The sequence below is a fragment of the Microbacterium sp. NPDC057658 genome (genome assembly GCF_042799975.1).
Classification (GTDB): Bacteria; Actinomycetota; Actinomycetes; order Actinomycetales; family Microbacteriaceae; genus Microbacterium.
The window spans coordinates 1956583-1981694 of record NZ_JBHVHT010000001.1 but is presented as its reverse complement, the minus strand read 5'-3'; the positions used below and the strand labels follow the sequence as shown (position 1 = coordinate 1981694).

General features: G+C 70.1%; 31 protein-coding genes, 1 tRNA gene and 1 other RNA gene. 15 read left to right on the top strand and 18 right to left on the bottom strand.

Going from position 1 to position 25112, the window contains the following annotated elements:
- Positions 1 to 8: 8 nt before the first annotated feature.
- The 3 genes from otsB to ACFU8V_RS09390 form a co-directional block, all read right to left on the bottom strand.
- The gene (gene otsB, locus ACFU8V_RS09400; protein ID WP_025103265.1) at positions 9 to 806 is read right to left on the bottom strand and encodes a trehalose-phosphatase; all 798 of its coding nucleotides are present in this window, start codon (positions 804 to 806) and stop codon (positions 9 to 11) included.
- Between the two features lie 42 nt (positions 807 to 848).
- Positions 849 to 2255 carry a trehalose-6-phosphate synthase gene (locus tag ACFU8V_RS09395; protein WP_025103264.1) on the bottom strand — a complete coding sequence of 469 codons (1407 nt, stop codon included), beginning with the start codon at positions 2253 to 2255 and terminating at the stop codon, positions 849 to 851.
- Positions 2256 to 2320: 65 nt separating this feature from the next.
- Complete coding sequence (locus ACFU8V_RS09390) at positions 2321 to 3577, bottom strand: MFS transporter (RefSeq protein ID WP_378870658.1); 1257 nt, start codon at positions 3575 to 3577, stop codon at positions 2321 to 2323.
- Between the two features lie 207 nt (positions 3578 to 3784).
- Between ACFU8V_RS09390 and ACFU8V_RS09385 the strand changes: the two genes are divergently transcribed.
- Positions 3785 to 4084: a hypothetical protein gene (locus ACFU8V_RS09385; RefSeq protein ID WP_025103262.1), complete on the top strand. Its 300-nt coding sequence runs from the start codon at positions 3785 to 3787 to the stop codon at positions 4082 to 4084.
- 21 nt (positions 4085 to 4105) lie between these two features.
- Here the strand turns inward: ACFU8V_RS09385 and ACFU8V_RS09380 are convergent, their stop codons facing one another.
- The 3 genes from ACFU8V_RS09380 to ACFU8V_RS09370 are packed head-to-tail and all read right to left on the bottom strand — an operon-like array spanning position 4106 to position 6726.
- Positions 4106 to 5290, bottom strand: a complete 1185-nt coding sequence (locus ACFU8V_RS09380; protein ID WP_025103261.1) for an acetyl-CoA C-acetyltransferase — start codon at positions 5288 to 5290, stop codon at positions 4106 to 4108.
- Entirely contained in the window at positions 5283 to 5951 is a 669-nt protein-coding gene (locus ACFU8V_RS09375; RefSeq protein WP_025103260.1) for a CoA transferase subunit B, read from the bottom strand. The genes ACFU8V_RS09380 and ACFU8V_RS09375 overlap by 8 nt, the downstream gene beginning before the upstream one ends.
- 1 nt (position 5952) lies before the next feature.
- Positions 5953 to 6726: a CoA transferase subunit A gene (locus tag ACFU8V_RS09370; protein WP_025103259.1), complete on the bottom strand. Its 774-nt coding sequence runs from the start codon at positions 6724 to 6726 to the stop codon at positions 5953 to 5955.
- 103 nt (positions 6727 to 6829) lie between these two features.
- Between ACFU8V_RS09370 and ACFU8V_RS09365 the strand changes: the two genes are divergently transcribed.
- The 8 genes from ACFU8V_RS09365 to ACFU8V_RS09330 all read left to right on the top strand — a co-directional run bounded on the left by ACFU8V_RS09365 (position 6830) and on the right by ACFU8V_RS09330 (position 11728).
- Positions 6830 to 7618, top strand: coding sequence for an IclR family transcriptional regulator (locus tag ACFU8V_RS09365; protein ID WP_025103258.1), 789 nt, complete (start codon positions 6830 to 6832; stop codon positions 7616 to 7618).
- A 35-nt stretch (positions 7619 to 7653) separates the two neighbouring features.
- Positions 7654 to 8091: a MarR family winged helix-turn-helix transcriptional regulator gene (locus ACFU8V_RS09360; RefSeq protein WP_025103257.1), complete on the top strand. Its 438-nt coding sequence runs from the start codon at positions 7654 to 7656 to the stop codon at positions 8089 to 8091.
- The gene (locus ACFU8V_RS09355) at positions 8088 to 9326 is read left to right on the top strand and encodes an MFS transporter (RefSeq protein ID WP_025103256.1); all 1239 of its coding nucleotides are present in this window, start codon (positions 8088 to 8090) and stop codon (positions 9324 to 9326) included. The genes ACFU8V_RS09360 and ACFU8V_RS09355 overlap by 4 nt, the downstream gene beginning before the upstream one ends.
- A gap of 22 nt (positions 9327 to 9348) precedes the next feature.
- Positions 9349 to 9831 carry a YbaK/EbsC family protein gene (locus ACFU8V_RS09350; RefSeq protein ID WP_025103255.1) on the top strand — a complete coding sequence of 161 codons (483 nt, stop codon included), beginning with the start codon at positions 9349 to 9351 and terminating at the stop codon, positions 9829 to 9831.
- Between the two features lie 78 nt (positions 9832 to 9909).
- Positions 9910 to 10602, top strand: a complete 693-nt coding sequence (locus tag ACFU8V_RS09345) for an SOS response-associated peptidase (RefSeq protein ID WP_378870651.1) — start codon at positions 9910 to 9912, stop codon at positions 10600 to 10602.
- A gap of 145 nt (positions 10603 to 10747) precedes the next feature.
- Positions 10748 to 11089 carry a hypothetical protein gene (locus ACFU8V_RS09340; RefSeq protein WP_025103253.1) on the top strand — a complete coding sequence of 114 codons (342 nt, stop codon included), beginning with the start codon at positions 10748 to 10750 and terminating at the stop codon, positions 11087 to 11089.
- Between the two features lie 64 nt (positions 11090 to 11153).
- Complete coding sequence (locus ACFU8V_RS09335; RefSeq protein WP_126893022.1) at positions 11154 to 11423, top strand: hypothetical protein; 270 nt, start codon at positions 11154 to 11156, stop codon at positions 11421 to 11423.
- A 29-nt stretch (positions 11424 to 11452) separates the two neighbouring features.
- On the top strand, positions 11453 to 11728 hold the full coding sequence (locus tag ACFU8V_RS09330) for a hypothetical protein (protein WP_025103251.1): 276 nt from the start codon (positions 11453 to 11455) through the stop codon (positions 11726 to 11728).
- A 197-nt stretch (positions 11729 to 11925) separates the two neighbouring features.
- Here the strand turns inward: ACFU8V_RS09330 and ACFU8V_RS09325 are convergent.
- A tRNA-Lys gene (locus tag ACFU8V_RS09325) sits at positions 11926 to 11998 on the bottom strand.
- 155 nt (positions 11999 to 12153) lie between these two features.
- Between ACFU8V_RS09325 and ACFU8V_RS09320 the strand changes: the two genes are divergently transcribed.
- The 3 genes from ACFU8V_RS09320 to ACFU8V_RS09310 all read left to right on the top strand — a co-directional run bounded on the left by ACFU8V_RS09320 (position 12154) and on the right by ACFU8V_RS09310 (position 13784).
- Complete coding sequence (locus tag ACFU8V_RS09320) at positions 12154 to 12951, top strand: inositol monophosphatase family protein (RefSeq protein WP_025103250.1); 798 nt, start codon at positions 12154 to 12156, stop codon at positions 12949 to 12951.
- Positions 12952 to 12967: 16 nt separating this feature from the next.
- A complete protein-coding gene (locus ACFU8V_RS09315; protein WP_025103249.1) occupies positions 12968 to 13516 on the top strand; it encodes a hypothetical protein in 549 nt (182 codons plus the stop codon).
- Positions 13517 to 13610: 94 nt separating this feature from the next.
- A complete protein-coding gene (locus ACFU8V_RS09310; RefSeq protein WP_157544451.1) occupies positions 13611 to 13784 on the top strand; it encodes a hypothetical protein in 174 nt (57 codons plus the stop codon).
- A 57-nt stretch (positions 13785 to 13841) separates the two neighbouring features.
- Here ACFU8V_RS09310 and ACFU8V_RS09305 read toward each other — a convergent pair whose 3' ends face one another.
- Both ACFU8V_RS09305 and ACFU8V_RS09300 read right to left on the bottom strand, forming a co-directional pair.
- On the bottom strand, positions 13842 to 14156 hold the full coding sequence (locus ACFU8V_RS09305) for a hypothetical protein (RefSeq protein WP_025103247.1): 315 nt from the start codon (positions 14154 to 14156) through the stop codon (positions 13842 to 13844).
- 67 nt (positions 14157 to 14223) lie between these two features.
- Positions 14224 to 14451 (bottom strand): DUF2188 domain-containing protein, encoded by a 228-nt coding sequence (locus tag ACFU8V_RS09300; RefSeq protein ID WP_025103246.1) that lies wholly within the window; start codon positions 14449 to 14451, stop codon positions 14224 to 14226.
- Between the two features lie 213 nt (positions 14452 to 14664).
- Here ACFU8V_RS09300 and ACFU8V_RS09295 point away from each other — a divergent pair, with 213 nt between their 5' ends.
- Entirely contained in the window at positions 14665 to 15009 is a 345-nt protein-coding gene (locus ACFU8V_RS09295; RefSeq protein ID WP_378870643.1) for a hypothetical protein, read from the top strand.
- A 27-nt stretch (positions 15010 to 15036) separates the two neighbouring features.
- Here the strand turns inward: ACFU8V_RS09295 and ACFU8V_RS09290 are convergent, their stop codons facing one another.
- Positions 15037 to 15546 carry a hypothetical protein gene (locus ACFU8V_RS09290; protein WP_378870640.1) on the bottom strand — a complete coding sequence of 170 codons (510 nt, stop codon included), beginning with the start codon at positions 15544 to 15546 and terminating at the stop codon, positions 15037 to 15039.
- Positions 15547 to 15675: 129 nt separating this feature from the next.
- Positions 15676 to 16045, bottom strand: a transfer-messenger RNA (tmRNA) gene (gene ssrA / locus ACFU8V_RS09285).
- Positions 16046 to 16187: 142 nt separating this feature from the next.
- Between ssrA and ACFU8V_RS09280 the strand changes: the two genes are divergently transcribed.
- Positions 16188 to 16853, top strand: coding sequence for an SIMPL domain-containing protein (locus tag ACFU8V_RS09280; protein WP_303708454.1), 666 nt, complete (start codon positions 16188 to 16190; stop codon positions 16851 to 16853).
- Between the two features lie 10 nt (positions 16854 to 16863).
- Here ACFU8V_RS09280 and hflX read toward each other — a convergent pair whose 3' ends face one another.
- Positions 16864 to 18375: a GTPase HflX gene (gene hflX, locus ACFU8V_RS09275; RefSeq protein ID WP_126893028.1), complete on the bottom strand. Its 1512-nt coding sequence runs from the start codon at positions 18373 to 18375 to the stop codon at positions 16864 to 16866.
- Positions 18376 to 18441: 66 nt separating this feature from the next.
- On the opposite strand from hflX, the gene ACFU8V_RS09270 reads away from it, so the two are divergent.
- Positions 18442 to 19083, top strand: a complete 642-nt coding sequence (locus ACFU8V_RS09270) for a class I SAM-dependent methyltransferase (protein ID WP_025103235.1) — start codon at positions 18442 to 18444, stop codon at positions 19081 to 19083.
- A gap of 20 nt (positions 19084 to 19103) precedes the next feature.
- Here the strand turns inward: ACFU8V_RS09270 and dapF are convergent, their stop codons facing one another.
- From dapF to recA, 6 genes are all read right to left on the bottom strand, one after another.
- Entirely contained in the window at positions 19104 to 19976 is an 873-nt protein-coding gene (dapF, locus tag ACFU8V_RS09265; protein ID WP_378870635.1) for a diaminopimelate epimerase, read from the bottom strand.
- Between the two features lie 9 nt (positions 19977 to 19985).
- The gene (locus tag ACFU8V_RS09260) at positions 19986 to 20534 is read right to left on the bottom strand and encodes a dihydrofolate reductase family protein (RefSeq protein ID WP_025103233.1); all 549 of its coding nucleotides are present in this window, start codon (positions 20532 to 20534) and stop codon (positions 19986 to 19988) included.
- Between the two features lie 34 nt (positions 20535 to 20568).
- Entirely contained in the window at positions 20569 to 21480 is a 912-nt protein-coding gene (gene miaA / locus ACFU8V_RS09255) for a tRNA (adenosine(37)-N6)-dimethylallyltransferase MiaA (protein ID WP_025103232.1), read from the bottom strand.
- Positions 21477 to 23021: a tRNA (N6-isopentenyl adenosine(37)-C2)-methylthiotransferase MiaB gene (gene miaB, locus ACFU8V_RS09250; protein WP_060921069.1), complete on the bottom strand. Its 1545-nt coding sequence runs from the start codon at positions 23019 to 23021 to the stop codon at positions 21477 to 21479. Before miaB ends, miaA begins: the two co-directional genes overlap by 4 nt.
- A 49-nt stretch (positions 23022 to 23070) precedes the next feature.
- Entirely contained in the window at positions 23071 to 23544 is a 474-nt protein-coding gene (locus ACFU8V_RS09245; protein WP_231729436.1) for a regulatory protein RecX, read from the bottom strand.
- A gap of 389 nt (positions 23545 to 23933) precedes the next feature.
- Positions 23934 to 24980, bottom strand: coding sequence for a recombinase RecA (gene recA, locus ACFU8V_RS09240; RefSeq protein ID WP_025103229.1), 1047 nt, complete (start codon positions 24978 to 24980; stop codon positions 23934 to 23936).
- Positions 24981 to 25112 lie beyond the last annotated feature (132 nt).

The following is a 25112-nucleotide window of genomic DNA, read 5'->3' as shown; positions in this document are numbered from 1 at the left end:
ACGAGAGTCTATTCCTGCGCGACGGCCCTCTCGTTCGCGAGCGTCTCCAGAAGCGCGGCGATCTGTTGTGGGGAGTCCACACGGAGGGTCGCGGCGCTCTCCCCTGGTCCGACGCGCACGCCGAGGTCGCCCTCCTGCAGCACGCGCATCGCATCCTCGTCGGTCACGTCGTCGCCGGCGAAGAGGATGCCCGTCGCGTCGAAGCGCTCCCGGAGGGCGATCATCGCGGCGTCCTTGCCCTCGTTCCGCGACGAGAACTCCAGCACCCGGTGACCGGCGCGCCGCCGCCAGTGCGGGAAGCGTTCGGCGACGAGGGCGTCGATCTCGGCGAAGACCTTCTCCTCGGTGTCCCGGTCCGCGCGGCGGGTGTGCACGCCCATGCCGAAGGTCTTGGGCTCCAGCTCCGCCCCCTCGTAGCGGTCGATGATCGGCTGCGCGGCCGCCCACAGCTCCTCCCGCGCCCCGGTCTCGGTCGCATCGCCCGGCGCGTCGGCGGCCCCCTCGCCGGGGAACCAGTACTGCGCGCCGTGGGAGCCGGCGAGCACCACGACGGAGTCGTCGGTGTGCTCGGTGATCTCCCGGAGGTCGTGCATGCTGCGCCCGGAGACGTAGGCGACCACGGTGTCGGGCATCGCAGCGAGGCGATTCATCTGCACGGCCACCTCGGGAAGCGCCCGCGCGGCCATGGGGTCCACGACGAGCGGGGAGGCGGTGCCGTCGAAGTCGAGGGCGACCACCAGGCGCGGCGTCGTCGCGAGGGCGGTGAGGTCGGCGTCGGCGGTTCCGGGGATCCAGGGGCGCGTCACGGTGTCTCCGATCGAGAGGAAGTAGGGGGTGCAGGAAGGCGGTCAGCGGCTGCGGACGTCCGCGAGGGCCTCGAGGAAGGACGACGACCAGGCGTTCACGTCGTTGTCGAGAACACGTCGGCGCAGGGACCGCATGCGGCGTCCCTGCTCGGCGGGCGACATCTCCACGGCCTCCATGATCGCGTCCTTGAGCCCGGCGATGTCGTGCGGGTTGACGCGCACGGCCTGACGGAGCTCGTCCGCCGCGCCGGTGAACTCGCTGAGCACCAGCACGCCGCGGTTGTCCGTCCGCGTGGCGATGTACTCCTTCGCGACGAGGTTCATACCGTCGCGCAGCGCCGTCACGAGCATGACGTCCGCCGCGAGGTACAGGGCGACCATCTCCTCGCGCGGGTACCCCTGATGCAGGTAGCGGATGGCGGAGTGGCCGACCGTGTCATGGTCGCCGTTGATGCGGGCCACCGCGAGCTCGATCTCGTCCCGGAGGTGCGCATAGGCGTCCACCCGCTCCCGGCTCGGGCTCGCCACCTGGATGAGCGTGACGTCCTCCACGTCTAGGCGGCCGTCTTCGAGGAGCTCGCCGTAGGCCTTGATCCGGTGCCCGATGCCCTTGGTGTAGTCCAGGCGGTCGACGCCGAGGAGGATGCGCTTGGGGTTGCCGAGGCTGGCGCGGATCTCCGCGGCCCGCGCCCGGACGTCCTCCCGCGCGGCGAGTTCGAGGTACGGCGCGGTGTCGATGGAGATCGGGAACGCCTTGGCGATCGCCGTCCGCGAGCCGCCCTGCTCCGGGACCGTGATGTTCGGCCCCTTCACCTCGTAGCGCAGCCGTCGTCGCACCGCGGTGAGGAAGTAGGTCGCGTCCTGCGCCCGCTGGAAGCCGATGACGTCGGCGCCGAGCAGTCCGCGGAGGACCTGGTCGCGCCACGGAAGCTGCGCGTAGAGGCCGTGCGCGGGGAACGGGATGTGGTGGAAGTAGCCGATCGTGACGTCGGGGCGCAGCTCGCGGACCATCTGGGGCACCAGCTGGAGCTGGTAGTCGTGGACCCAGACGGTGCCGTCCTCAGCGGCGGCGGCCGCGGCGGCCTCGGCGAACCGGCGGTTGACCCGCACATACGCCTCCCACCACTCACGGTGGTACTGCGGCGGGGCGATGACGTCGTGGTAGAGCGGCCAGATCGTGTCGTTGGCGAAGCCCTCGTAGTAGTCCGCGACCTCCTCGGAGCTCAGCGACACCGGGATGAGATGGATCCCGTCGGCGTCGAAGGCCTCGAGCTCCACGTCCGGCTGACCGGGCCAGCCGACCCAGGCGCCGTGCACGCGGCGCATCATCGGCTCGAGGGCGGCGACGAGGCCGCCGGGCGACGTCCGCCAGGTCTCCTCGCCGTCGGGCCCCACGACCCGGTCCACCGGGAGGCGGTTGGCGACGACGACGAAATCAGCAGCGGTCACAGGGGCACTCCTCGGTCCAGGAGCTTCCAACCTACCGAGGATGAGCGCCGACCGCTGGTCCGCGCTCAGGCCTTGACAGCGGACGTTCCGCGGTGCAGACCGCTGAGGGCCCAGTTGGCGAGACCCGCCGCGAACGCGATGCCGGCCGCGATCATCGGAAGCACGAGGGCGGCCGACGTGCCGAGGCTCTCCGCGACCTCCCCCGCCACCGCGGCGCCGATCGACTGGCCGACGATCACGCCGGAGCCGAGCATCGTCATCACCGTCGCCGATCGGCCACGGGGGCTCCGCGCCGCTCCGAAGCTGTACTGGGTGACGAGGGTCGGGCCGATGCCGATGCCCATGATGGCCAGGGCGAGCATCATCCCCGCCGGCGAGTCGACGATGCCGAGCAGCAGCGAGCCGGCGAGGAGGACTCCGGAGAAGACGAGCCATCGCGCCCGGAGCGAGAACCGCGCGGGGAGCCACGCGACACCCAGGGCCAGCAGCGCGGAGCCGACGCCCATCACGCCGTACAGCAGGCCCGCCTGCTCCGGGGCGCCGAGGTCGGCCATGAACGACGTGAGCGAGGTGAGCATGGTTCCGAAGAAGATGCCGACGCCGAGGATGCCGAGGACGACGATGAGGAGCTGCGGCCGGAACAGCTCGGACACGGCGGAGGGCGCCCGACCGTCCTCGGTGCGTTCCTGCGAGACATGCCGTCCGCTCGGGTGCAGCGCGAAGGCCCCGACGAACACCAGGGTCAGCACGGCGGCGCCGACCAGCGGGGCCCAGGGCGCGAGTGCCGAGGCGAGGACGCCCACGAGGAAAGGACCGAACACGAAGACGGTCTCGTCGGCGGCCGACTCGTACGCCATCGTGCCAGCGACGGTGCGGGCGCGGCGCTCCGCCGGCATCCGCTCGCCGATGATCGTGACCAGACGGGAGCGCGAGAGCGGCGCCACCTGCGGAGCCGTCGCACCGATGCCGATCGCGGTGAGGAGCACGAAGCCGTCGGCGGCCGGACCGTAGACCACCGCGGTGAAGAGCAGGAGCATCGCCGCGTTGCCCACGGCGAGCGCGAGGAGGACCGTGCGCTGGCCGAAGCGGTCGGCGGCGGCGCCCAGGAGCGGGCCGAAGCAGGCGGTGCCGAGACCGACCGCAGCGGACGTGAGCCCGCCGAGCGACACGGATTCCCGCGCCGACACGACGACGGTCAGCACGCCGACCACCATCATGGCGAAGGGCAGACGCGCGATGAACGCGATGAGGAAGTAGGGCAGGCCGGCGAGGCGGAAGAGGCTCGGCTCGGCGATATCGGGCGTGGTGCTGGCGTGTGTCATGGCTCTCGCGCGTCGACGACGCGATGTCGGGTGCCGCCGCTGTCCGCCGGAGATGCCGACGGCCGGTAGATACACGGTTTCTGCGGCCGCGGGCGAACCGCGACCCTCCCATGATATCCGGTGCCTCAGGACGCATGCCCTGCCAGTCGCTCCCCCGCCTTGTCAAGCCACCGACCCGCGTGCGCTCCCTGCGGGTACCGTAGGGGCATGCGCTACCTCTTCAGCACCGGACTCGTCGCCGCGATCTCGGCTGGGATCTCGCTGCTGCGCGGCACCCGCAACGAACCCATCACCTGGCGCTCGCTCCTGTCGTGGGTGAGCTGGGGCATCACCATGGCGCTCGCGGTCGGCGCGGTCGTCGACATGCGCCGTGAGCGCCACGGCGTGCCGGTGGACGCGGACTCCCCGCAGTCGGTGAAGAAGTCCAAGAAGGCGCAGCGTCTGCAGTTCCGTTCGCAGAAGGCCCTCGCCGACGCGCAGGGGCACGCCCAGGACAAGCGGTCCTGACGCACCCCCGCGCCTCCCGCGTCACCGGGTGAGGATGAGTGCCTCGCCCTGACCGCCGCCGCCGCACAGGCCGACCGCCGCGGTTCCGCCTCCCCGGCGGGCCAGCTCGTGCGCGACGTGCACCACGAGGCGGTTGCCGGAGGCACCGATCGGATGACCGATCGCGATGCCGCCGCCGTGCACGTTGACGATCTCCCCGTCCAGCCCGAGCTCGGTCTGCGAGCGGGCCACGACGGCCCCGAACGCCTCGTTGATCTCCACGAGGTCGAGGTCCTGCGGCGTGATGCCCTGTTTCCGGCATGCCTGCTCGATCGCCCGCGCCGGCTGCGCCTGGAGCGAGTTGTCCGGGCCGGCGGTCTGGCCGCTCGCCCCGACGGTCACGAGCACCGGCCAGCCCTTGGCCTCGGCCGTCCCGCGAGTCGTGACGACGACGGCGGAGGCGCCGTCCGAGATCTGGGATGAGTTGCCCGCCGTGATCGAGCCGCCCTCGGCGAAGGCGGCGCGCAGTCCCGCGAGGGTCTCCACCGTGGTCTCGGGGCGCACCCCCTCGTCTCGGGTCACCCGCACGGGTTCGCCCCGGCGCTGCGGCACCTCGACGGCGACGATCTCCGCGTCGAGCACACCGCTCTCCTGCGCGGCGGCGGCCCGCTGATGCGAGAGCGCGGCGACCTGGTCCTGGGCCTCCCGGGTGAGTTCGTAGCGCGCGTTGTGCCGCTCAGTGGACGCGCCCATGCTCTCCCGGTCGTAGGCGTCCGTCAGCCCGTCGTAGGCCATGTGGTCGAGGACCTCGACGGTGCCGTAGGTCCAGCCATCGCGCGATCCCATGAGCAGGTGCGGTGCGCGGGTCATGGACTCCATGCCAGCGGCGACGACGACCTCGGCGTCCCCGGTCCGGATCATGCGCGCCGCGTCGATCACGGCCGTGAGACCGGACAGGCACACCTTGTTCACGGAGTGGGCGGGGACGTCCCAGCCGATCCCGGCGCCGATGGCGGCCTGACGGGCGGCGTTCTGTCCCGACCCCGCGGCGAGCACCTGCCCCACGATGACCGCATCGACGTCTGCCGGGTCCACCCCGCCCTGCTCCAGCGCACCGCGGATCGCGAACGATCCGAGCTGCGGCGCGGTGAAGGCGGCGAGCTGTCCTTTCAGCCGCCCCTGCGGGGTGCGCGCCGCGGCGACGATGACGACATCGTTCTCACTCATTGATCTCGGTCCTTCCGTTGTCCAGTTCCGGGGCGAGGCGGAGAGGCGGCTCCGTGGCCTGCCGCACTTGCTCCACCGAGACGTCGGGCGCGAGCTCGACCAGGACGAGCCCGTCCGGCGTCACGTCGATCACCGCGAGGTCCGTGATGATCCGGTCCACGACGCCGCGTCCGGTCAACGGCAGCGTGCACGCGTCGACGATCTTCGCCGAGCCGTCCTTGGCGACGTGCTCCATCAGCACGATCACCCGTCCGGCGCCGTGCACGAGGTCCATCGCACCCCCTGGGCCCTTGACCATCTTGCCGGGGATCATCCAGTTCGCGAGATCTCCCGTGGCGGAGACCTGCATCGCCCCGAGGATCGCGGCATCGATCTTCCCGCCGCGGATCATGCCGAAGCTGAGGGCGGAGTCGAAGAACGCCGCCCCGGGCAGCGTGGTCACCGTCTCCTTCCCCGCGTTGATGAGATCCGGGTCGACCTCGTCCTCCCGCGGATAGGGCCCGACCCCGAGGATGCCGTTCTCCGACTGCAGCACCACGGTCACGTCGGACGGGACGTGGTTCGGCACGAGCGTGGGCAGGCCGATGCCGAGGTTCACATACGCGCCGTCCGGCAGCTCGGCCGCCGCACGCGCGGCCATCTGGTCTCTCGTGAGCGCCATGTCAGGCTCCTTCCGCGGCGACGGTCCGTCGCTCGATGCGCTGGGGGATGTCCTCGCCGACTTCGACGATCCGGTGCACGAAGACGCCGGGCAGGTGGATCGCGTCCGGGTCGAGCTCTCCCGGTTCGACGAGCCGCTCCACCTGCGCGATGCACACGCGCCCGGCCATCGCAGCGAGCGGGTTGAAGTTCCGCGCCGCCTTCCGGAACACGAGGTTGCCGTGCCGGTCGCCGCGGACCGCATGGACCAGGGCGAAGTCGGTGGTGATCGCCTCCTCCAGCACGAACTCGCGCGGTTCGCCGTGCACCGTGAACGTGCGTACGTCCTTGCGCGGCGAGGCCACCGCGATCGAGCCATCGGCGTGGTACCGGCGAGGCAGACCGCCCTCGGCCACCTGGGTGCCGACGCCCGTCTGGGTGAAGAACGCCGCGATTCCGGATCCTCCCGCCCGCAGCTTCTCGGCGAGCGTGCCCTGCGGGGTCAGCTCCAGCTCGAGCTCCCCGGACAGGAACTGCCGCTCGAACTCCTTGTTCTCCCCCACGTACGACGACGTCATCTTCCGGATGCGCTGCGCGGCGAGCAGGATGCCGAGGCCCCAGTCGTCCACCCCGCAGTTGTTGCTGACGACGCTCAGGTCTGTCGTGCCCTGGGCGAGGAGCGCCTCGATGAGGGCGATCGGGTTCCCGGAGAGCCCGAAGCCTCCGACCGCGAGCGAGGCGCCGTCCGGGATGTCGGCGACCGCGGCCGCCGCGGACTCCCATTGCTTGTCGATCACGTCTGCTCCTTCGGTTCCGTGTCCCCACCAGCCTCCCGCCCCGGCGGAGCCATGACCAGCGCCCTCTTGCGATGTGGACGCCCGCGCCACTAGCGTCCACTATGTGGACACTGCGACGAACCCGGTCCCCGGCACTCAGGCGGTCGCGCGGGCAGCGCGGCTCCTGCGACTGGTGACGGCCGCCGGCACCGACGGCGCCACCCTGCAGGAACTCGCCGGCAGCGCCGGCCTCTCCCGGCCCACCGCGCATCGCCTGCTCAGCGCCCTCCGCGCGGAGGGACTCGTCGACCGCGACGCCGACAGCACGCGCTGGATGCCCGGACCCGAGCTCTTCCTCATGGGATCCGTGGCCGCCGCACGATACGACGTGACGGCCCTGGCCCGGGACATCGTGCGGTCGCTCGCCGTGAAGACTGAGGAGAGCGCGTTCTTCTCCGTCCGCCGCGCGGACGAGACGGTCTGCCTGCTGCGCGAGGAGGGGTCGTTCCCCATCCGCTCGTTCGTGCTGAGCGAGGGGGTGCGCTTCCCGCTCGGCGTGGCGAGCGCCGGCCTCGCGATCCTCGCGTTCCTCCCCGACCACGATGTGGATGCCTACCTGGAGCGCCATCCGGAGCTCGTCGAGAACTGGGGACGCGCTCATGGCGAGCGCCCGTTGCGGAAGCGCCTCGCCGAGACGAAGGAACGCGGGTTCGCCGTCAACCCCGGCCTGATCGTCGAGGGGAGCTGGGGCCTCGGCGCGGCGGTGTTCGACCGCGCCGGACGCCCGGAGTGGGCGCTCAGCCTCACCGGTGTCGCCTTCCGCTTCGGCCCGGAGCGTCAGGCCGAGCTGGGCCGGATCCTCCTCGCTCACGCGCATCAGCTCTCGGCGAGGATCGCGCACGCCCGACGGTGACCTTAATACATACCAGCCGGTATATACTTTCTGGTATGAATCGCTCTGAGGTCATCCCGTCGCTCGTGCTCTCGGGCTACGCGCTGGGTCGCATCGCCGCCCAGGACGCGGGGAACGAGGCGCCCGCCGCGCAATGGCGGGTGCTCAGCCTGCTCGACCAGTCGGGTCCCCGTCGCGTCGGCGAGCTCGCCGCGGCGGCCCGCACGACACAGCCCGGGATGACCCGGTTGCTCGGCACCCTCGAACGCGAGGGCCTCGTCCGCCGCTCCCCCGACCCCGACGATTCCCGTGCCACCGTCGTCGCCGCGACCCCCGACGGCACGGCGGCCCTGGCCGCCTGGCGCTCCGAGTTCCGGGAGACGATCGCACCGCGGTTCGCCGACCTCGACGACGACGACTGGCATGCCCTCACCCGTGCGGCCGAGATCCTCGCCGCCCGCACCTCTGCCGACCGGACAGGAGACATCCGTTGAACACCGCCCCCGCTACACCCGCCCCCTCGGTCTGGCGGCAGCCGGCCCAGGTATGGGCCGTCGCCTTCGCGTGCGTCGTCGCTTTCATGGGCATCGGCCTCGTCGATCCGATCCTCCCGGCCATCGCGGAGTCCCTCGAGGCCACGCCGGTCGAGACGGAACTGCTGTTCACCAGCTACCTCCTCGTCACCGGCCTCGCGATGCTCGTCACCAGCTGGATCTCCAGCCGGATCGGCGCCAAGGCGACCCTCCTCGTCGGTCTCGGCCTGATCGTCGTGTTCGCCTTCCTCTGCGCGATCAGCGGCAGCGTCGACGCGGTCATCGGCTTCCGTGCCGGCTGGGGGCTGGGCAACGCGCTGTTCATCTCGACGGCGCTGGCCACGATCGTCGGCGCCGCATCCGGCGGCAGCAGCGCGGCCATCGTGCTGTATGAGGCGGCACTCGGCCTCGGCATCGCCGTGGGTCCCCTGCTCGGCGGCATCCTCGGCGAGCAGAGCTGGCGCGGCCCGTTCTTCGGCGTCGTGGCCCTGATGGCCATCGCCTTCATCGCCGTGCTCGTGCTGCTGCGGGGTCCGGGCGAGAAGCGCACGCCGGTGAAGTTCTCCGCCCCCTTCACGGCCCTGCGCCGTCCCGCGCTCGCGATCCTCGCCGTGGCCGCCCTGTTCTACAACATCGGCTTCTTCGTGCTGCTCGCGTTCTCGCCCTTCCCCCTGGGCTTCGGCGCGATGGGCATCGGCCTGACCTTCTTCGGCTGGGGTGTCGCCCTCGCGATCACCAGCGTGTGGGTCGCGCCGGTGCTGATGCGCCGGATGCCGCGGACGCACGTGATCCTCACCGTGCTGCCCCTGCTCGCCGTCGATCTCGTGGTCGCGGGACTCGTGGTCGCCGAACCGGCCGCTCTCGTCGTGTGCATCATCGTCGGCGGTCTGCTCCTCGGCATCATGAACACCGTGCTGACCGAAGCCGTCATGGAGGCGACAGACCTCCCCCGCTCCGTCGCCTCTTCGGCCTACTCCGCAGTCCGCTTCCTCGGCGGCGCGATGGCCCCGCCGATCGCCGCCCTGCTGTGGCACCTGTTCAGCGCCACCGTGCCGTACCTCTTCGCCGCCGCCGCCGTCCTGCTGGCCGCGCTGACGATCCTCCTCGGCCGGAAGGTCCTCGCGCACATCGACGACGAGCCGGCTGATGCGACCGCCGAGGACGCGGCGGCGATCCTCGTCGGTGACGCCGGCTGACCTGCTCGGCTACCGTGGGGGCATGACCGACGCTCCTCCCCTCCCCGAGCGCAGCCGACGGGTGCAGGAACACCTCCTCGCGGCCGGTGTCGAGACCGAGATCCGGGTTCTTCCGGACTCGGCGCGCACCGCCGCCGAGGCGGCCGCCGCCATCGGCTGCGACGTCGCCGCGATCGCCAACAGTCTCGTCTTCCTCGCCGACGGCCGCCCCGTCCTCGTCATGACCAGCGGCGGGCACCGGGCGAACCTCGCCGTCCTGGCGCGAAGCGTGGGGGCGAGCGAGGTCGTCATGGCACCGCCCGCCACCGTGCGCGACGCCACCGGACAGGCGATCGGCGGAGTGGCGCCCGTCGGCCATCCCACGTCCCTCCCGACCTTCATCGACAGCGCGCTGCAGGTGTACGACGTGGTGTGGGCGGCGGCGGGCCACCCGCACACCGTCATGCCGCTGACCTTCGCCCAGCTGTCGGATCTGACCGCCGGCACGGTGATCGAGGTCGTCTGACCCGATGTCCGCGCCATGCCCCATGATGGAGGCGATGCCGGCCGCGGCGCGAGCGACCGGCCAGACGGAGGCGATGACATGTGCGGACGATTCGCGAACGACGCGACGACGGACGAGCTGATCCGGGAGTTCGTCGCCGAGGGCGGCCGACCGGAGGACTGGTGGAAGTCCTGGCATGGCGCGTACTCGATCGCCCCCACCGAGAGCGCCCCCATCGTCCGGGACCGCGGCGAGGGCCGCATCCTCGAACTCGTGCGGTGGGACTGGCAGAGTCCCCCCAACCGTCCGCAGCGCGCCCCGCTGATCAACGCACGGATGGAGAAGCTCGCCGCCGGATTCTGGGCGCCGGCGTTCTCCGCCGCGCGGTGCCTCGTGCCGATGCGCGGGTACTTCGAATGGACGGGTGAGAAGGGCCACAAGACCCCGCACTTCCTCCACGGTGACGGCCTGCTCGCCGCCGCCGGCCTCACCTGGTCGATGGAGCATGAGGGAGAGAAGGTGCGCTGCTTCGTCGTCGTCACCCGGGAGGCACGCGACGCCGGTGGGGAGGTGCACGACCGGATGCCCGCCTTCCTGACCCCGAACACTTGGGACGCCTGGCTCACACCGGAGAAGCTCACCGGGCAGACCAAGCTCGACACGCTGGCGATGCTCGACCACACCTCCGCCGATGTCGCCGCGACGCTGCACGGCTACGTCGTCGACCGCAAAGTGAGCAACACGCGCACCGTCGATCCCGCGGATCCCACGCTCCTCGACCCGGTCGGGTGAAACGCGGCGACACGCGCGGACGCACGACACCCCGGTGGGATAGGAGATCGGGCGGATGTGTGAAACGCTGAGCACACCCCACACCAGCGGTCACCCCGGCCGCGCCTCTTGGCACAGGTTCCCGTGGAGAGAAGGGAGTCTTGCGATGGGCAAGTTCATCTACGAGAACAGCGTCAAGGTCGACATCGAAGACCGCGCTCTCACTCACATCCAGCTGGTCATGACCGCGAAGCTCCGCCGTGGCGAGCCCTTCGGCTTCACCTGGAAGGACGACGTCAGCATGGGCGGCGGCCGCACGACGGTCTGGATCCATGCCGGAAGCTCGCTGGTGTACAAGTACCACGGCAGTCGCCAGCCCAGCGTCAACCGCGCCTGGATCGAGGCCCTCGCATTCACCGCCAACGCCCCGAGCGGTCTGTACCTCGTCCCCGAGCCTGCGGACCAGCAGCAGCCGGACGGCAGCGAGAGCGCGCTCACCCGCTCCTAACACGAGGGTCGACAGGGTTCAACCCCTCTTGTCGGGGATCGAGGTGGTTCGTACCGTGGAGCCCATGGGGAACCAGACGGGAATGACGACGACGCACATCGAGATCGATGGGCACGACTTCCTCCTGCCTCGCAGCACGGATGTCGCGGACCTCATGTCTCGGATCGAGGCAGCGGCGCGCTCGCAACCGACGTTCATCGACTTGGCGACCGGCGACGCTCTGACGAGCGTGCTCATCACCGCGCAGTCGCGTGTCGTCGTCTACCTGATCCGCGAGGACGCCGGCCACGACGCCCCCATCGACGTGCGCTCCACGCTCGACTGGGATCTCTGAGCAGCACGGTCCGCTCGTAGACTGGACGGATGCTTGTCGCCCTCATCCGCCCCCGAGGATCCATGACCGTCGACGTCACCGGGACATCCCTCGAAGACGTCCACGCCCAGCTCGATGCTCATCGTGAGCCGGGCTACGCGCTCACTTCCGCCCCGGTGCGCATGCTCAAGGGTGAGGCGAAGATGGAGGCCACGGGGACGTTCCAGCGCGTCGACGGCGTCGAGCAGATCGAGGCCGAGGACATGGCGGGCATCGAGGCGAAGGTCCCGGAGGGCTGGCAGCTGCTCTCGGTCCGCCGGGCCTGACGCGCGCGCCACCCGCCGCCACAGCGCGCGTTTCCGATCCCCGCGTCGGCAGGTCGTCGCCTCCGCCCCATGCCGGTTCGAGAAGGTGCCTCTCCCGGCCGCGAGAGGCACGGTTTCGATCCCGCCCTGAGCGATCCAGCCCCGAAACAGGCAGAGAAAAAGCCCCGGAGATGGCGAGATCTCTGAGGCTTGTTCCGTGCACCCCCAGGGACTTGAACCCTGAACCCACTGATTAAGAGTCAGTTGCTCTGCCGATTGAGCTAGAGGTGCGTGGCCCGGGATAACCCCGACCGAGGAATTACATTACCAGCGGTTGGCGCCGACACGAAATCCAGCGCGGCCCGGGCGTGGCTCGGGCGTTTCGCCCCCTCATCCTGGCCGATGGTCTCTGCGGGCGCCGTCGGGGCGGCGACTATCCTGAGAGCGTGACCGCCACTCCCGACGCCGCCGACCTGCGCGCCGATCTCCAGCTCGCCCTCCGCCTAGCCGACGCCGCGGATGCCCAGTCGCTCCCGCGTTTCGACGCCGCCGACCTGGAGATCTCCACGAAGGCGGACCACTCGCACGTGACGGACGCCGACCTGGCGACGGAGCGGGCGATCCGCCGGATCCTCGAGGAGGAACGTCCCGACGACGGCATCTTCGGCGAAGAATTCGGCGCTCAGGGCAGCACCGCCCGGCAGTGGATCATCGACCCGATCGACGGCACCGCGAACTTCCTCCGCGGTGTCCCGCTGTGGGGCACGATGATCGCCCTCGCGATCGACGGCGTGCCGCGCGTCGGCGTGGTCAGCATGCCCGCCCTCGGTCGACGCTGGTGGGCGGCGGCCGGACATGGCGCCTGGACCGTCAGCGACCGCAACGAGCGCCGTCTCGCCACCTCCACCGTCTCCTCGCTGGACGAGGCCAGCGTGAGCTTCCAGAGCATCGCGCAGTGGCGTGACGCCGGGCAGCTGGATGCCCTGCTGCGCCTGAGCGCGCACGTCTGGCGCGATCGGGCGTACGGCGACGTCTACGCCTACATGCTCCTCGCCGAAGGGCGACTGGAGGCGGTCGCGGAGTTCGATGTGAAGGAGTACGACATCGCAGCGGCTGTGGCGATCGTGAATGAGGCCGGTGGGCGCATGACGGCATTCGACGGCTCCGAGACGATCTCCGCCCGCTCGACACTCGCTACCAACGGCACCCTTCACGACGAGTTCCTCCGTCTCCTGCACGACTGACTACCCCGAGGCCACGATGACCACCCGACGACTCGCGATCCTGACCGGTCTCGTGCTCGCGGGAGCCGCCCTGACGGCGTGCACGGGTGGCGGCCCCCCTGAGCCGTCGGCGCCGGGCTCGGCTGCTCCCACGGGAGACGGCGGCGCGAGCGCGACACCGGGCGGGGACGAGCTCACGTGCGAGTCGATGATCTCCGAAGGCACCGTCGCGGCCCTCACCGACGCCGGCTGGACGGCAGAGCCACGCGAGTTCCGCGTCGGGGACGTCGAGCTGACGCAGGGACTCCTCTGCTTCTGGGCGGACTTCAGCGTGCCCTCGGACCACGGTCAGATGTACGGCTGGTCCCCCCTGTCCGCCGAGGAGGCGGAGCGCGCACAGGCGGGGCTCGAGGAGGAGGGGTGGCGGAGCGAGGAAGACGCTCAGGGCACGTACGTCACCGAGGACCCGCAGTTCGCCATGAGCACGGACGAGGACGGGTACGGCATGACGTATCTCTTCGGGGACGGCTGGGTGAAGGTCGCCGACACGAAGCAGGGGCTCCTCCTCATCGAGGGACAGCGCTGACGCCGCACACCACTCGGGCTGGTGTTGTCAAGCCGCTGGGCCTGAGGCCGCAGACGGACGAGGCTGGTGACATCCGTCGAGGAAAGGAATGCGCATGGGTAACGACAGCGACCGCAACGACATCAGCACCGAGCCCTCCCCCGGCCCCGAGGAGAACGACAACCTCGGCGCCGAGGACAACAAGGGCGAGCCGCGCACCGTTCCGCCCACGGACTCGGACGACGACGGCGACGACGTGCGCGCCGAAGACCCGGACCGCTCGCACTGAGCCGCTCGTCCGGATGCCAGGAGCCCCGCCTCGCGAAGAGGCGGGGCTCCTGCCATGTCACTCGGTCGTGGAGCCTTGGACGATCTCGTCGACGAGCGTGATGCCTCCGGTGGAGTTCGCCGATTGCATGAGGTCGTCGATCCACTTCGGGTTCAGCTTGGGCGGCTCCCGCCCTTCGAACGTGAAGCGCAGCGGGATCGACGGATGCAGCCAGATCGTGGAGCGTCCGTACGCATCGCCCTCGGGGTGGGTCCACGACACCGTGAAGCTCTCGTTGCGTCGGAGCTTCGTCGCGATCACGACCTTGAGGTGCGCGAGCGCGCGGTCCTCGATGTGGAGCTGGCTCGTGCTGTCGTACATGATGAACCCCATGTGCGAATGGTAGGCCTCGCCCGACTCCGCCACCAGGGCCGTCATGCCACGCCTCCCCACCCGCGTCTCAGCCGCGGACGTCCCTCGGGTCGTTGCCGTAGCTGTTCCGCTCCCCGATCGTGCCGTCCTCCCGTCGGATGAGGTGCTCGACCTGACGCGCCCGAGCGGTCTCACGCCCGACGCCGACCGCCTCGTCCTTCGTGTCATGCGGCCCGCTGAACGTGTTCACCTCGCCCTGGACGCGATTGAACCAGCCGCCTTCCTGGTGGAACGTGTCGACATCGCCCTTCGGCATGGCGTCTCCCTTCGTCGTGAATCCCATTGGTAGCGCGCGATGCCGCTCGTCTCCGACCCCCTTGCGCCCGCGCCGGATCGGTCGTACGCGACCGCAGATCCGTTCGCGTCCCCCGAAGAGGGGACAGACACCCGGCCCTCGCGCCTGCGATCATCGCGGTGAGGGAGTCGAACGGGCGGGCGCTGTCCCGCCGATCGGGGAAGGAGACTTCTGATGACGACCGACATCATCGCGGGGCCGTTCCTGACGGCGGTCCGCGAGGCCTGGGACCGTGGGCGGGGAACACTCATCGTCCCCCGGGATTTCACCCTGACGCAGTTGGCGGCCGGAGCGGGGTCGCTGAGCGCAGAGGTCACCGACTCGACGGGGACCCGGTTCGGCTTCCGCGTTCCGCTTCCGGCAGCCGCCCGGTGGGAAGGGAGGGCACAAGGTGGTGAAGGCACTCCGGAGCACTGGGCGCTGTGGAGCGTCATCATCCCGCTCATGGAGGAGCTGAAGACGGACGCCGGGCGCCGCTTCACCCCCGACGCCGACGGCGTCCGCTGGGTGACCGCATAGTCGATCGCGGTCACCGCGCCGCGGAGCCTATCGCAGGCCGTCTTCGCAGTCGCTTCCCCGGCGGGCTTCCCACCAGAGCGCGTACTCGGGCCCCTCCGCGGTCTCGATCGTCCACGGTGGGAAGGTGATGTAGCGGTCGAGCGCGAGGGCCCACGAGCTGTCTGCTCTGGTCGATCCGGGGTCGTCGGCAGGAAGCTCGTCCTCTGTGGACCAGGACTCGGCCGGATGGGTCTTCGCCCATTCGTAGATGAGCTGGCCCGTCTGAGACCAATCGCGGTCGTTCATCTCTTCCGCGATCTCCGGGGGCATCGGCGCGCGGTGCGGGGTCCTGTAGTCGTAGGTACACGAGTACGTCCGCCCGTCGTCGCCGACATAGCTCAGCGCGATGGTCACGTTCGTGACCAGGTCCCCCCTCCGCCCCAGCACCCCCGCTGCGGCGACGAGGAGCACGGCTGCCACCACCACCGCGATCACCGCGACGAGCCAGCCGGTGCGGCGCCGCCGACTCCGCACGGACGGGCGGGGTTCGGACGACACCCTCCCATCGTAGCCAGCTCGACGTTCCGACCCCGCGGGGGTCTCTGCGGCCCGTTCCCCGACACGAAGAAGCCCGCCTCCCCGGATACATGACCAGGGAGGCGGGCCTCGTTCTGTGCGACAGCGACCTGGTGGAGCTGGGGGGAATCGAACCCCCGTCCAACGCTGAGTCTCCACGCCTTCTCCGGGCGCAGTCTGTGGAAGCGTTCTGCTCGGCTCCGACCTTTGTCACAGACACCTAAGTCGACGAGCCCAGCCTGGGAAGAGTCCCACGTGACGTCCAGACGCCGTCACGCAGCAAGATTCCTAGATGACGCCAGGATCCGTATCGGAATCACATACGGTCTGACGGACTATCGGGCTCGCTTAGGCAGCGAGGGCGAAGTCGTTGCGCTTGGATTCGGCAACTATTGTTTTGCAGAGAGCGTTTACGAGATAACTCTGCATCCTCGGCCCGCTTCTCGTGGATTCACAGGCGCTGTCGAAACCGATCAGCCCCGTGGTCCTTCTCTCGAAGGAGCCGCTGTCACACTGTGGAATTGTCAGCCTCGGGCGACGAGCACCCGAGCATCACAGGATACAACGTTTCCGCCCGCGTCGCCATTCCACGCCGCCCGCGGAGGTCGCGTAGAGTCGGCGCCATGAGCGATGTGACTGTCACCGTCCGCGGCGAGCACGAGGCCCGTCTGGCTCCGGAGCGCGCCACCGTCCACGTCGCGGTCCGCGCGGAAGGGCCGGACCGCGCCGCGGTCGTCGACCATGTGATGCGCTTGGCCGAGCCCGTGCGGACCAGCATCGTGGGCCGCGTGGAAGCCGGCTCCGCTCTCGACTGGAGCAGCACCCGCCTCTCGGTCCGTGCGGAGCGCCCGTGGAACGCCGACGGGAAGCGTCTCGCCCCGGTCTACTACGCGAGCATCGACGTCACCGCGACCTTCGCCGAGGCGTCGGAACTGTCGGTCTGGATCTCCGACATCTCCGCCTGGGATGGCGTCGAGGTCGGCGGTGTCGACTGGCACCTCACCCCCGAGACCCGCGTTCGCGTGGAACGAGAGGTGGCCACGCAGGCCGTCCACGTGGCCGTGACGAGAGCCGAGGCCTACGCCGCCGCGCTCGGCCTCGCCGACGTGGCTCCCCTGGAGATCGCCGATACCGGCCTGCTCTCCACCACGGCGCCGACGCCCGGCACACCGCTGGGGAAGGCGCGCGGTGCCGTCGCTTTCGCGGCCGACACCGCGCCGGCCATGGAGTACGAGCCGCAGGACATCGTCCTCACGGCGACCGTCGAGGCGCGCTTCCTCGCTCGCTGAGCCTCCGCCGTCAGTCGCTGACGACGTAGGCCGCGAGGTCGGCGGCGAGACGCTCGGACACGTGCGCGTGCACCGCGGTCCCTGCCTCCTGGTGCTCGACGGACAGCAGCATCCCGGTCTCGTGGATCGCCGCGACGAGGTCACCGCGGTCGTACGGGATCACGGCGTGGAGCTCGACGGCCGGCTTCGGCAGCGCCTCCTCGATCGCCGCGCGGAGCTCGACGATGCCCTCGCCGGACCGCGACGAGACGAAGTGCGCCTGCGGCTCCAGGCCGCGCAGCACGAGCCGCTCGTCCTCGGGGATGAGGTCGGCCTTGTTGAAGACGACGATCTCCGGCATGTCGCGCACGCCGACATCGCCCATCACGTCGCGCACGGTCTGCAGCTGGCCGGCCGGGTCGGGGTGCGAGCCGTCGACCACATGCAGCACGACGTCCGCGTCACCGACCTCCTCCAACGTGGAGCGGAAGGCTTCGACGAGCTGGTGCGGCAGGTTGCGCACGAATCCCACCGTGTCGGTGAGCGTGTACACGCGGCCGTCTTCGGTCTCGGACCGACGGACGGTCGCATCGAGGGTCGCGAACAGCGCGTTCTCCACGAGCACGCCCGCGCTCGTCAGAGCGTTGAGCAGACTCGACTTCCCGGCGTTCGTGTACCCGGCGATGGCGACGGAGGGGATGGTGTTGCGCTTGCGTTCGGCCCGCTTCGCCTCGCGCGCGGGCGCGAAGTCGCGGATCTGCTTGCGCAGGAGCGCCATCTTCGTCCGGATGCGTCGGCGGTCGAGCTCGATCTTCGTCTCGCCGGGTCCGCGCGAGCCCATGCCCGCGCCTCCGGCGCCGACCTGTCCACCGGCTTGGCGGCTCATCGACTCACCCCAGCCGCGCAGGCGCGGCAGCAGATATTCGAGCTGCGCGAGCTCGACCTGGGCCTTACCTTCTCGGCTCTTGGCATGCTGGCTGAAGATGTCGAGGATCACGGTGGTCCGGTCGATCACCTTGACCTTCACGACGTCTTCGAGCGCACGACGCTGGCTGGGGGCCAGCTCGGTGTCGGCGATCACGGTGTCGGCGCCGACGGCGGCGACGATGTCCTTCAACTCCTGCGCTTTGCCGCGTCCCAGGTAGGTGGCGGCGTCCGGGTGCGGACGGCGCTGCAGCACGCCGTCGAGCACGACGGCGCCTGCCGTCTCCGCGAGCGCGGCGAGCTCGCGCAACGAGTTCTCCGCGTCCTCCTGGGCGCCCTGCGGATACACGCCGACGAGCACGACGTTCTCGAGCCGCAGCTGGCGATACTCGACCTCGGTGACGTCTTCGAGCTCCGTCGACAGACCGCCCACACGCCGCAGCGCATGCCGGTCCTCGAGGTCCCACTGGTCGCCGTCTGCGGTCGAGTGCGCCGCCGTCGCTTCGTCCTGGAGCGCCTGCGCGGCGCCGAACATCCGCACCTCCGAGCGCTTCTCTGCGTTCGCCAGCACGCGGTCGACCGTCTGGTCGTCGGTGGAGGGTGTCTTCGTCTCCGTCATCCGTTCCTGTCTCTGGTTTCCTCGCGAGCCTTAACCTTAGCCCGCGCCGTCCGGTACGCTCACCGTATGGGGTCCGACCACTACTTCACTGCGGCCCCGGCTAGCCCCGAGAACCTGCGCAAGATCCGCGTATCCCTGGCAGGACGTGAGCTCGAAGTGACCACCGCGGGTGGCGTATTCAGCCCGGATCGACTCGACGCCGGCACCGCAGTGCTTCTCGCCAACATGCCTCCGGTTCCACCGGGAGGTCATCTTCTCGACCTCGGCAGCGGGTGGGGGCCGATCTCCCTGTCGATGGCGCTGGCCGCTCCGCACGCGACCGTCTGGGCGGTCGATGTGAACGAGCGGGCTCTGGACCTCGTGCGTCGCAACGCCGCAGCCCTCGGCCTCACCAATGTCAACGCCGCGCTGCCCCAAGATGTTCCCGCCGACGTGACCTTCCGCACGATCCGGTCCAACCCCCCGATCCGGGTGGGGAAGAACGAGCTGCACGGTCTGCTCGAGAAGTGGATCCCGAGGCTCGATGAGCGCAGCGATGCGTGGCTCGTCGTCCAGCGGAACCTCGGCGCCGACTCCCTGCAGCGCTGGATCGCGGCGACCTTCCAGCCCGGCTACAGCGTCTTCCGGACGGCGACCGGCAAGGGGTACCGCATCCTCAAGGTGCGCAAGCACGGAACACCGCCGACGGAGCCCATCGACCTCGTTTGAGAGGTCCGCCCCGCGACCTCTCAAACGAGGTCGACCTCACCCTGATAGACGAGTTGCGCGGGCCCGGACAGGGCGACGTGCTCCCCGTCTTCGGCGGGGAACATGCGAACTCCGAGCGTGCCGCCCGGAACCTCGACCTGCCAGTTGTCGGGGGCCTGTGCGCCGGCCCAGTAGCGCACAGCGAGAGCCGTGGCGGCGACACCCGTCCCGCAGCTCAGTGTCTCGCCGACGCCGCGCTCGAAGACACGCATCCGCACGTGCCCGATGCCGTCGCGCACGAGGGGCTCACCGGGCACCACGAACTCGACGTTGGCTCCCGCGGGCGGAGCCGGCTCCAGCTCGGGCGTGCGGGTGAGTTCCAGCAGTCCGAGCTCCGCGTCCGAGGCCAGTGCCACCACGACGTGCGGGTTCCCGACGTCGATGCCCAGTCCCGGACGGGTGACGGTCAGCCCGTCCGCGCGCACCAGCGGGTCGTGTCCCGACAGCTTCCACGCGCCGAGGTCGACCTGATAGCCGCTCACGCTGCGGGTGACGTCACGGACGCCGGCTCTGGTGCCGATCGGGAGCGTGCTGCCGGGCTCGATCGCCGCGAGACCCGAGCGGACGAGGTAGTGGGCGAAGACCCGGATCCCGTTCCCGCACATCTCCGCGACGGAGCCGTCGGCGTTGCGATAGTCCATGAACCATTCGGCATCCGGCTCTTCTGCCAGGGCGGCTGCACCCTCCGGGATCGCGGACGAGCGCACGACGCGCAGCACGCCGTCCGCGCCGATGCCGAAGTGGCGATCGCAGAGCACGGCGACCTGCTGCGCCGTCAACTCCAGCTGCCCGTCGGGGTCGGCGATGATGATGAAGTCGTTGCCGGTACCGTGCCCCTTGGTGAATGCGACCATGGGACCAGTCTAGGGAGCCGACGACCCTGCGCCCGGCCGTGCGACGCGATAGCGCCCGCAGAGGAAGCTGCGGTTGCGAGCCACCTCGATCAGTTCCAGATCGAGCCGCCGCGGCAACAGCGGGGCGCCGCTCCCGAGGGTCACCGGTGCGTACTGCACCCAGACCTCGTCCAGCAGCCCCGCGTCGGCGAACTGCCCGGCGAGGTCTCCCCCGCCGACCACCCAAAGATCCTTGCCACCCGCGGCGTCGAGCATCGCGCTGTGCACGTCGCGGATGTCGGCACTCGTCACCCGGACATCGGCCCCGGCCGGCACCGCAAGGTCACGATGCGACAGCACCCACGTGGGCTGCGTGTACGTCCAGCGGCCCTCCTCATGGCGCATGACCCACTCGAACGTGGATGCCCCCATCACCAGCGCACCGATGCTCTTCTCGAAGGCGGGGTACGCCATCGGACCCTCCATGTCGATGTCCTGGCTCAGCAGCCAGTCCAGGGAGTGCTCGGCAGTGGCGATGAAGCCGTCCAGGCTGGACGCGGTGAAGTAGTGAGTGGCCATACGCGCATGCTCGCACGGGCCACCGACATCGCGGTCAGTCCCGCAACAGGTCGGCGACGGCCACGGGTGGCGTCACCCACTCCAGCTCCGGGTAGCGCTTGAACCACGACACCTGTCGACGTGCATAGCGTCGCGTGAGAGCCTGCGTCTCGGCGATCGCCTCTTCGGCGGTGGAGCGACCGTCCAGCTGTGCGAGCGCCTGTGCGTATCCGATCGCCCGCGGGGCTGTCGTCCCGCGCTCCAGACCGCGGTCCCGCAGCCCGGCGACCTCGGCCACCAGGCCGTGCTCCCACATCCGACGCACACGCGCATCGAGGCGGGCGACGAGTTCGCCCCGATCCACGTGCAGCCCGATCAGACGCGTGTGCGGATACCAGAGCGTCGGCGTCTCGGGGAGGACGGCACCATGCGTCGCGCTCCCCTGCTCGATGATCTCGAGCGCGCGGATCACGCGTCTCCCGTTGCGCGGGTCCACTCGGGCCGCGACCCCCGGATCACGCTCACGCAACCGCTGGAGCAGGGACCCGACACCCTCGCGATCGAGTTCCTGCTCGAGACGCTCGCGGATGGCGGGGTCCCGGGGCGGGAAGTGGAACTCGTAGACGACGCTCGACACGTAGAGTCCCGATCCACCGACGAGGATCGCGTCCCCTCCCGCCGCGTGGATCTGCTGCACGGCCTCTCGTGCGAGCGGCTGATACCAGGCCACGGCAGCGTCCTGCGTCACCTCTCGCGCGTCGAAGAGGTGGTGCGGAATGCCGCGACGTTCGGCGACCGACAGCTTCGCGGTGCCGATGTCCATGCCGCGGTAGAGCTGCATAGCGTCGGCGTTGACGATCTCCGCCGGGTTGCCGCGTCGCCGGAGCTCCTCGGCGAGATCGAGCGCCAGATCGCTCTTCCCCGTGCCGGTCGCGCCGACGACGGCCCAGAGCCGAGGCGCGGTCACACTCCGACGCGGAGGGTCGGCAGGCCGAGGGAGACGGCGCGCGGAGCGCCGTCGCTCGGTGCCGGCACGGCGCACGACTCGGCCTGTCCCCGATCCCAGGCGTCGCCACCACGCGTCCGACGGATGCGGAGCGGGGCACCCGTCGGGTCGTCGGCGAGGAGGTGGAACGGCGCGGCGTGCGTCACCGTCACCGTGACGACATCCCCTGGGCGCGGCAGCTCGGACCCGGGAGTGACCTCGAAGTGCACGAGCCGGTTGTCCTGCGCCCGCCCGGTCAGGCGACGCGTCTCCGTGTCCTTCTTGCCTTCGCCCGTGGACACGAGAACTTCGACCTCCCGGCCGACCTGCTTCTGGTTCTCCTCGAGCGAGATGCGCTCCTGGAGCGCGATCAGCCGGTCGTAGCGAGCCTGCACGACGTCCTTGGGCACCTGGTCCGGCATCGTGGCCGCAGGGGTGCCTTCGCGGATCGAGTACTGGAAGGTGAAGGCTCCGGAGAAGCGCGACTGCTCGACGACGCGCATCGTGTCCTCGAAGTCCTCCTCGGTCTCGCCGGGGAAGCCGACGATGATGTCGGTCGTGATGGCCGCGTGCGGGATGCGCTCGCGGACGCGGTCCAGGATGCCCAGGAAGCGCTCGCTGCGGTAGGAGCGACGCATCGCCTTGAGGATCCGGTCGCTCCCCGACTGCAGCGGCATGTGGAGCTGCGGCATGACGGCGGGCGTCTCCGCCATCGCGTCGATCACGTCGTCTGTGAAGGCGGCGGGATGCGGGCTCGTGAAGCGGATGCGCTCGAGCCCCTCGATCTCGCCGGCGGCGCGGAGGAGCTTTCCGAACGCCTGACGATCCCCGAACTCCACCCCGTAGGAGTTCACGTTCTGCCCGAGGAGCGTCACCTCGATGGCGCCGTCCTCCACCAGCAGACGGATCTCGTTGAGGATGTCGCCCGGGCGACGGTCCTTCTCCTTGCCCCGGAGGCTCGGGACGATGCAGAAGGTGCAGGTGTTGTTGCAGCCGACGGAGATCGACACCCAGCCGCTGTGCGCGGAGTCGCGCTTGGTGGGAAGCGTCGACGGGAAGACCTCGAGGGACTCGAGGATCTCGAGTTCGGCGTCACCGTTGTGGCGCGCGCGCTCCAAGAGGCCGGGCAAGGATCCCATGTTGTGCGTGCCGAAGACCACGTCGACCCAGGGGGCCTTGTCGAGCACGGCCTGCTTGTCCATCTGCGCCAGGCAGCCGCCGACGGCGATCTGCATCCCGGCCTTGCGGCGCTTGACGGCGGCCAGGTGCCCGAGCGTCCCGTAGAGCTTCCCGGCGGCGTTGTCCCGGACGGCGCAGGTGTTGATGATCACCACGTCGGCCTCGGCTCCGGCCTCGGCGCGGATGTAGCCAGCGCTCTCCAGGGATCCGGACAGACGCTCGGAGTCGTGGACGTTCATCTGGCAGCCGAAGGTGCGCACTTCGTAGGATCGCTGGCGCCCGTCATCGTCGACGGCCGCCGACGACGCGCTGATGATCGTCGGTTCACTGCGGGGGATAGTCATGATGCTCCCATTGTACGAGCGTCGCCGAGAGCAGATCGCGTGCGAACCGTCAGTCGGAATCCACGAACCGGACGCCGGAGACGCCCCCGCCGAACGAGGCTTCCCGCAGCGCCGTCTTCGCCGCGTTCATGGCGACCGATCCCCCGTACCCGCGGCGCGACAGCTGCCCGACCAACCGGCGGAGCGCCGCGTCGGGGTCGAGGCGTCCCATCGAACGCGCTTTGGTCCGGGCGAACTCCAGTGCCCGCTCCGCATCGTCGTCGGGCAGCTCGTCGAGCGCGGCGTCGATGACGTCACGAGGAATGCCCCGCTGCGCGAGCGCTCGAGACAGCGCGACCCGCCCCTGGCCCTTGCGTTCGACGCCGGACGTGACGAGGAGCTCGGCGAGCACGGCGTCGTCGAGGTATCCGCGCCGTACGAAGTCGTCGACCACGTCTTCGACGGCGTCCGTCGCAAGCCCGTGCCCTTTCAACACCAGCCGGGCCTCGGAGACGGACAGCGACCGCGTGCGGAGCTTCCGCACCAACGATTCCTCCGCCGTCGCTCGGATCTCCGCCGCCGAGGGGCCGTTCTCCGCGCTCTCGCCCCCTCCGGGCGATCGGGACGCATCGCCGACGGCGCGCAATGTGGTGGTCTTCCCGCCTCGGGAAGCGGCCCGCGCCGCGGCACCCCGGGCGGGGTGCCTCGCGCTGGGAGAACCGTCGTCGACCGACGGGGACCCTGCCGACGCGGGCTCGTGCCACGTCGAGCGCCAGAGTCCCGCCCCGTCCGCGGGCGGCCCCGACCGCGCAGGCGGCGCGGACGACGACTCGTCTGCACCGCCTGCGGCCGGATGCTCCGCACGCGTGGGTCCGCCGAAGAGAGGGATGATGGGGGCGATCCGCTCGGAATCGCCCCCACGCTGGTCACTCATCAGGCCGGGCGACGCTCGGCCAGCTCATCAGCACCCGGAGCCGCGGCCGGGCCGCCGATACCGAGCTTCTGCTTGATCTGACTCTCGATCGCCAGGGCGATGTCGGCGTTGTTGAGCAGGAACGTGCGCGCGTTCTCCTTGCCCTGGCCCAGCTGATCGCCGTCGTAGGTGTACCACGATCCCGACTTCTTGACGATGCCGTGCTCGACGCCGAAGTCGATCAGGCTGCCCTCGCGGGAGATGCCGACGCCGTAGAGGATGTCGAACTCCGCCTGCTTGAAGGGCGGGGCCATCTTGTTCTTGACGATCTTGACGCGGGTGCGGTTACCCACGGCGTCCGTGCCGTCCTTGAGCGTCTCGATGCGGCGGATGTCCATACGCACGGAGGCGTAGAACTTCAGCGCCTTACCACCGGCAGTGGTCTCCGGGGAGCCGAAGAACACGCCGATCTTCTCGCGCAGCTGGTTGATGAAGATCATCGTCGTGTTCGTCTGGTTCAGACCACCGGTGAGCTTCCGCAGCGCCTGCGACATGAGGCGGGCCTGGAGACCCACGTGGGAGTCTCCCATCTCGCCCTCGATCTCCGCACGCGGCACCAGGGCCGCCACCGAGTCGACGACGATGAGGTCGATGGCACCGGAGCGCACGAGCATGTCGGCGATCTCGAGAGCCTGCTCACCCGTGTCGGGCTGCGAGACGAGAAGGGCGTCGATGTCGACGCCGAGCTTCGCGGCGTAGTCGGGGTCGAGCGCGTGCTCCGCGTCGATGAATGCCGCGATACCGCCGGCCCGCTGGGCGTTGGCGATGGCGTGCAGCGTCAGCGTCGTCTTACCCGAGGACTCCGGGCCGTAGATCTCGACGATGCGGCCACGCGGCAGACCTCCCACGCCGAGGGCGACGTCAAGGGCGATGGAGCCGGTGGGGATGACGGCCACAGGGGCACGCTCATCGCTGCCCAGCCGCATGACCGAGCCCTTTCCGAACTGGCGGTCGATCTGGGCGAGGGCGGTCTCGAGGGACTTCTCGCGGTCGGCGGGTGATGGCATGGTGTGCTCCTTCTGCGCGTGTGCTGCCGCCTGTAGGCTGTCGCGGCTCTTCCGGCGGAAGGAACTCTCCGACAAGGCGTATGGCTTTTCAGCCTGGACCTCACGGTACGGCGGGCCTCCGACATTGCGTCG

Coding starts and splice junctions, on each gene's coding strand:
- ACFU8V_RS09340 (WP_025103253.1), top strand. CDS start 10,748: ATGGGCAAGTTCATCTACGAGAACAGCGTCAAGGTCGACATCGAAGAC.
- recA (WP_025103229.1), bottom strand. CDS start 24,980: ATGCCATCACCCGCCGACCGCGAGAAGTCCCTCGAGACCGCCCTCGCC.
- ACFU8V_RS09270 (WP_025103235.1), top strand. CDS start 18,442: ATGGGGTCCGACCACTACTTCACTGCGGCCCCGGCTAGCCCCGAGAAC.
- ACFU8V_RS09360 (WP_025103257.1), top strand. CDS start 7,654: ATGAATCGCTCTGAGGTCATCCCGTCGCTCGTGCTCTCGGGCTACGCG.
- ACFU8V_RS09310 (WP_157544451.1), top strand. CDS start 13,611: ATGGGTAACGACAGCGACCGCAACGACATCAGCACCGAGCCCTCCCCC.
- ACFU8V_RS09350 (WP_025103255.1), top strand. CDS start 9,349: ATGACCGACGCTCCTCCCCTCCCCGAGCGCAGCCGACGGGTGCAGGAA.
- ACFU8V_RS09390 (WP_378870658.1), bottom strand. CDS start 3,577: ATGACACACGCCAGCACCACGCCCGATATCGCCGAGCCGAGCCTCTTC.
- ACFU8V_RS09295 (WP_378870643.1), top strand. CDS start 14,665: ATGACGACCGACATCATCGCGGGGCCGTTCCTGACGGCGGTCCGCGAG.
- ACFU8V_RS09305 (WP_025103247.1), bottom strand. CDS start 14,156: ATGGGGTTCATCATGTACGACAGCACGAGCCAGCTCCACATCGAGGAC.
- ACFU8V_RS09380 (WP_025103261.1), bottom strand. CDS start 5,290: ATGAGTGAGAACGATGTCGTCATCGTCGCCGCGGCGCGCACCCCGCAG.
- ACFU8V_RS09330 (WP_025103251.1), top strand. CDS start 11,453: ATGCTTGTCGCCCTCATCCGCCCCCGAGGATCCATGACCGTCGACGTC.
- ACFU8V_RS09335 (WP_126893022.1), top strand. CDS start 11,154: ATGGGGAACCAGACGGGAATGACGACGACGCACATCGAGATCGATGGG.
- miaB (WP_060921069.1), bottom strand. CDS start 23,021: ATGACTATCCCCCGCAGTGAACCGACGATCATCAGCGCGTCGTCGGCG.
- ACFU8V_RS09315 (WP_025103249.1), top strand. CDS start 12,968: ATGACCACCCGACGACTCGCGATCCTGACCGGTCTCGTGCTCGCGGGA.
- ACFU8V_RS09260 (WP_025103233.1), bottom strand. CDS start 20,534: ATGGCCACTCACTACTTCACCGCGTCCAGCCTGGACGGCTTCATCGCC.
- ACFU8V_RS09385 (WP_025103262.1), top strand. CDS start 3,785: ATGCGCTACCTCTTCAGCACCGGACTCGTCGCCGCGATCTCGGCTGGG.
- ACFU8V_RS09345 (WP_378870651.1), top strand. CDS start 9,910: ATGTGCGGACGATTCGCGAACGACGCGACGACGGACGAGCTGATCCGG.
- hflX (WP_126893028.1), bottom strand. CDS start 18,375: ATGACGGAGACGAAGACACCCTCCACCGACGACCAGACGGTCGACCGC.
- ACFU8V_RS09280 (WP_303708454.1), top strand. CDS start 16,188: ATGAGCGATGTGACTGTCACCGTCCGCGGCGAGCACGAGGCCCGTCTG.
- ACFU8V_RS09375 (WP_025103260.1), bottom strand. CDS start 5,951: ATGGCGCTCACGAGAGACCAGATGGCCGCGCGTGCGGCGGCCGAGCTG.
- ACFU8V_RS09300 (WP_025103246.1), bottom strand. CDS start 14,451: ATGCCGAAGGGCGATGTCGACACGTTCCACCAGGAAGGCGGCTGGTTC.
- dapF (WP_378870635.1), bottom strand. CDS start 19,976: ATGGTCGCATTCACCAAGGGGCACGGTACCGGCAACGACTTCATCATC.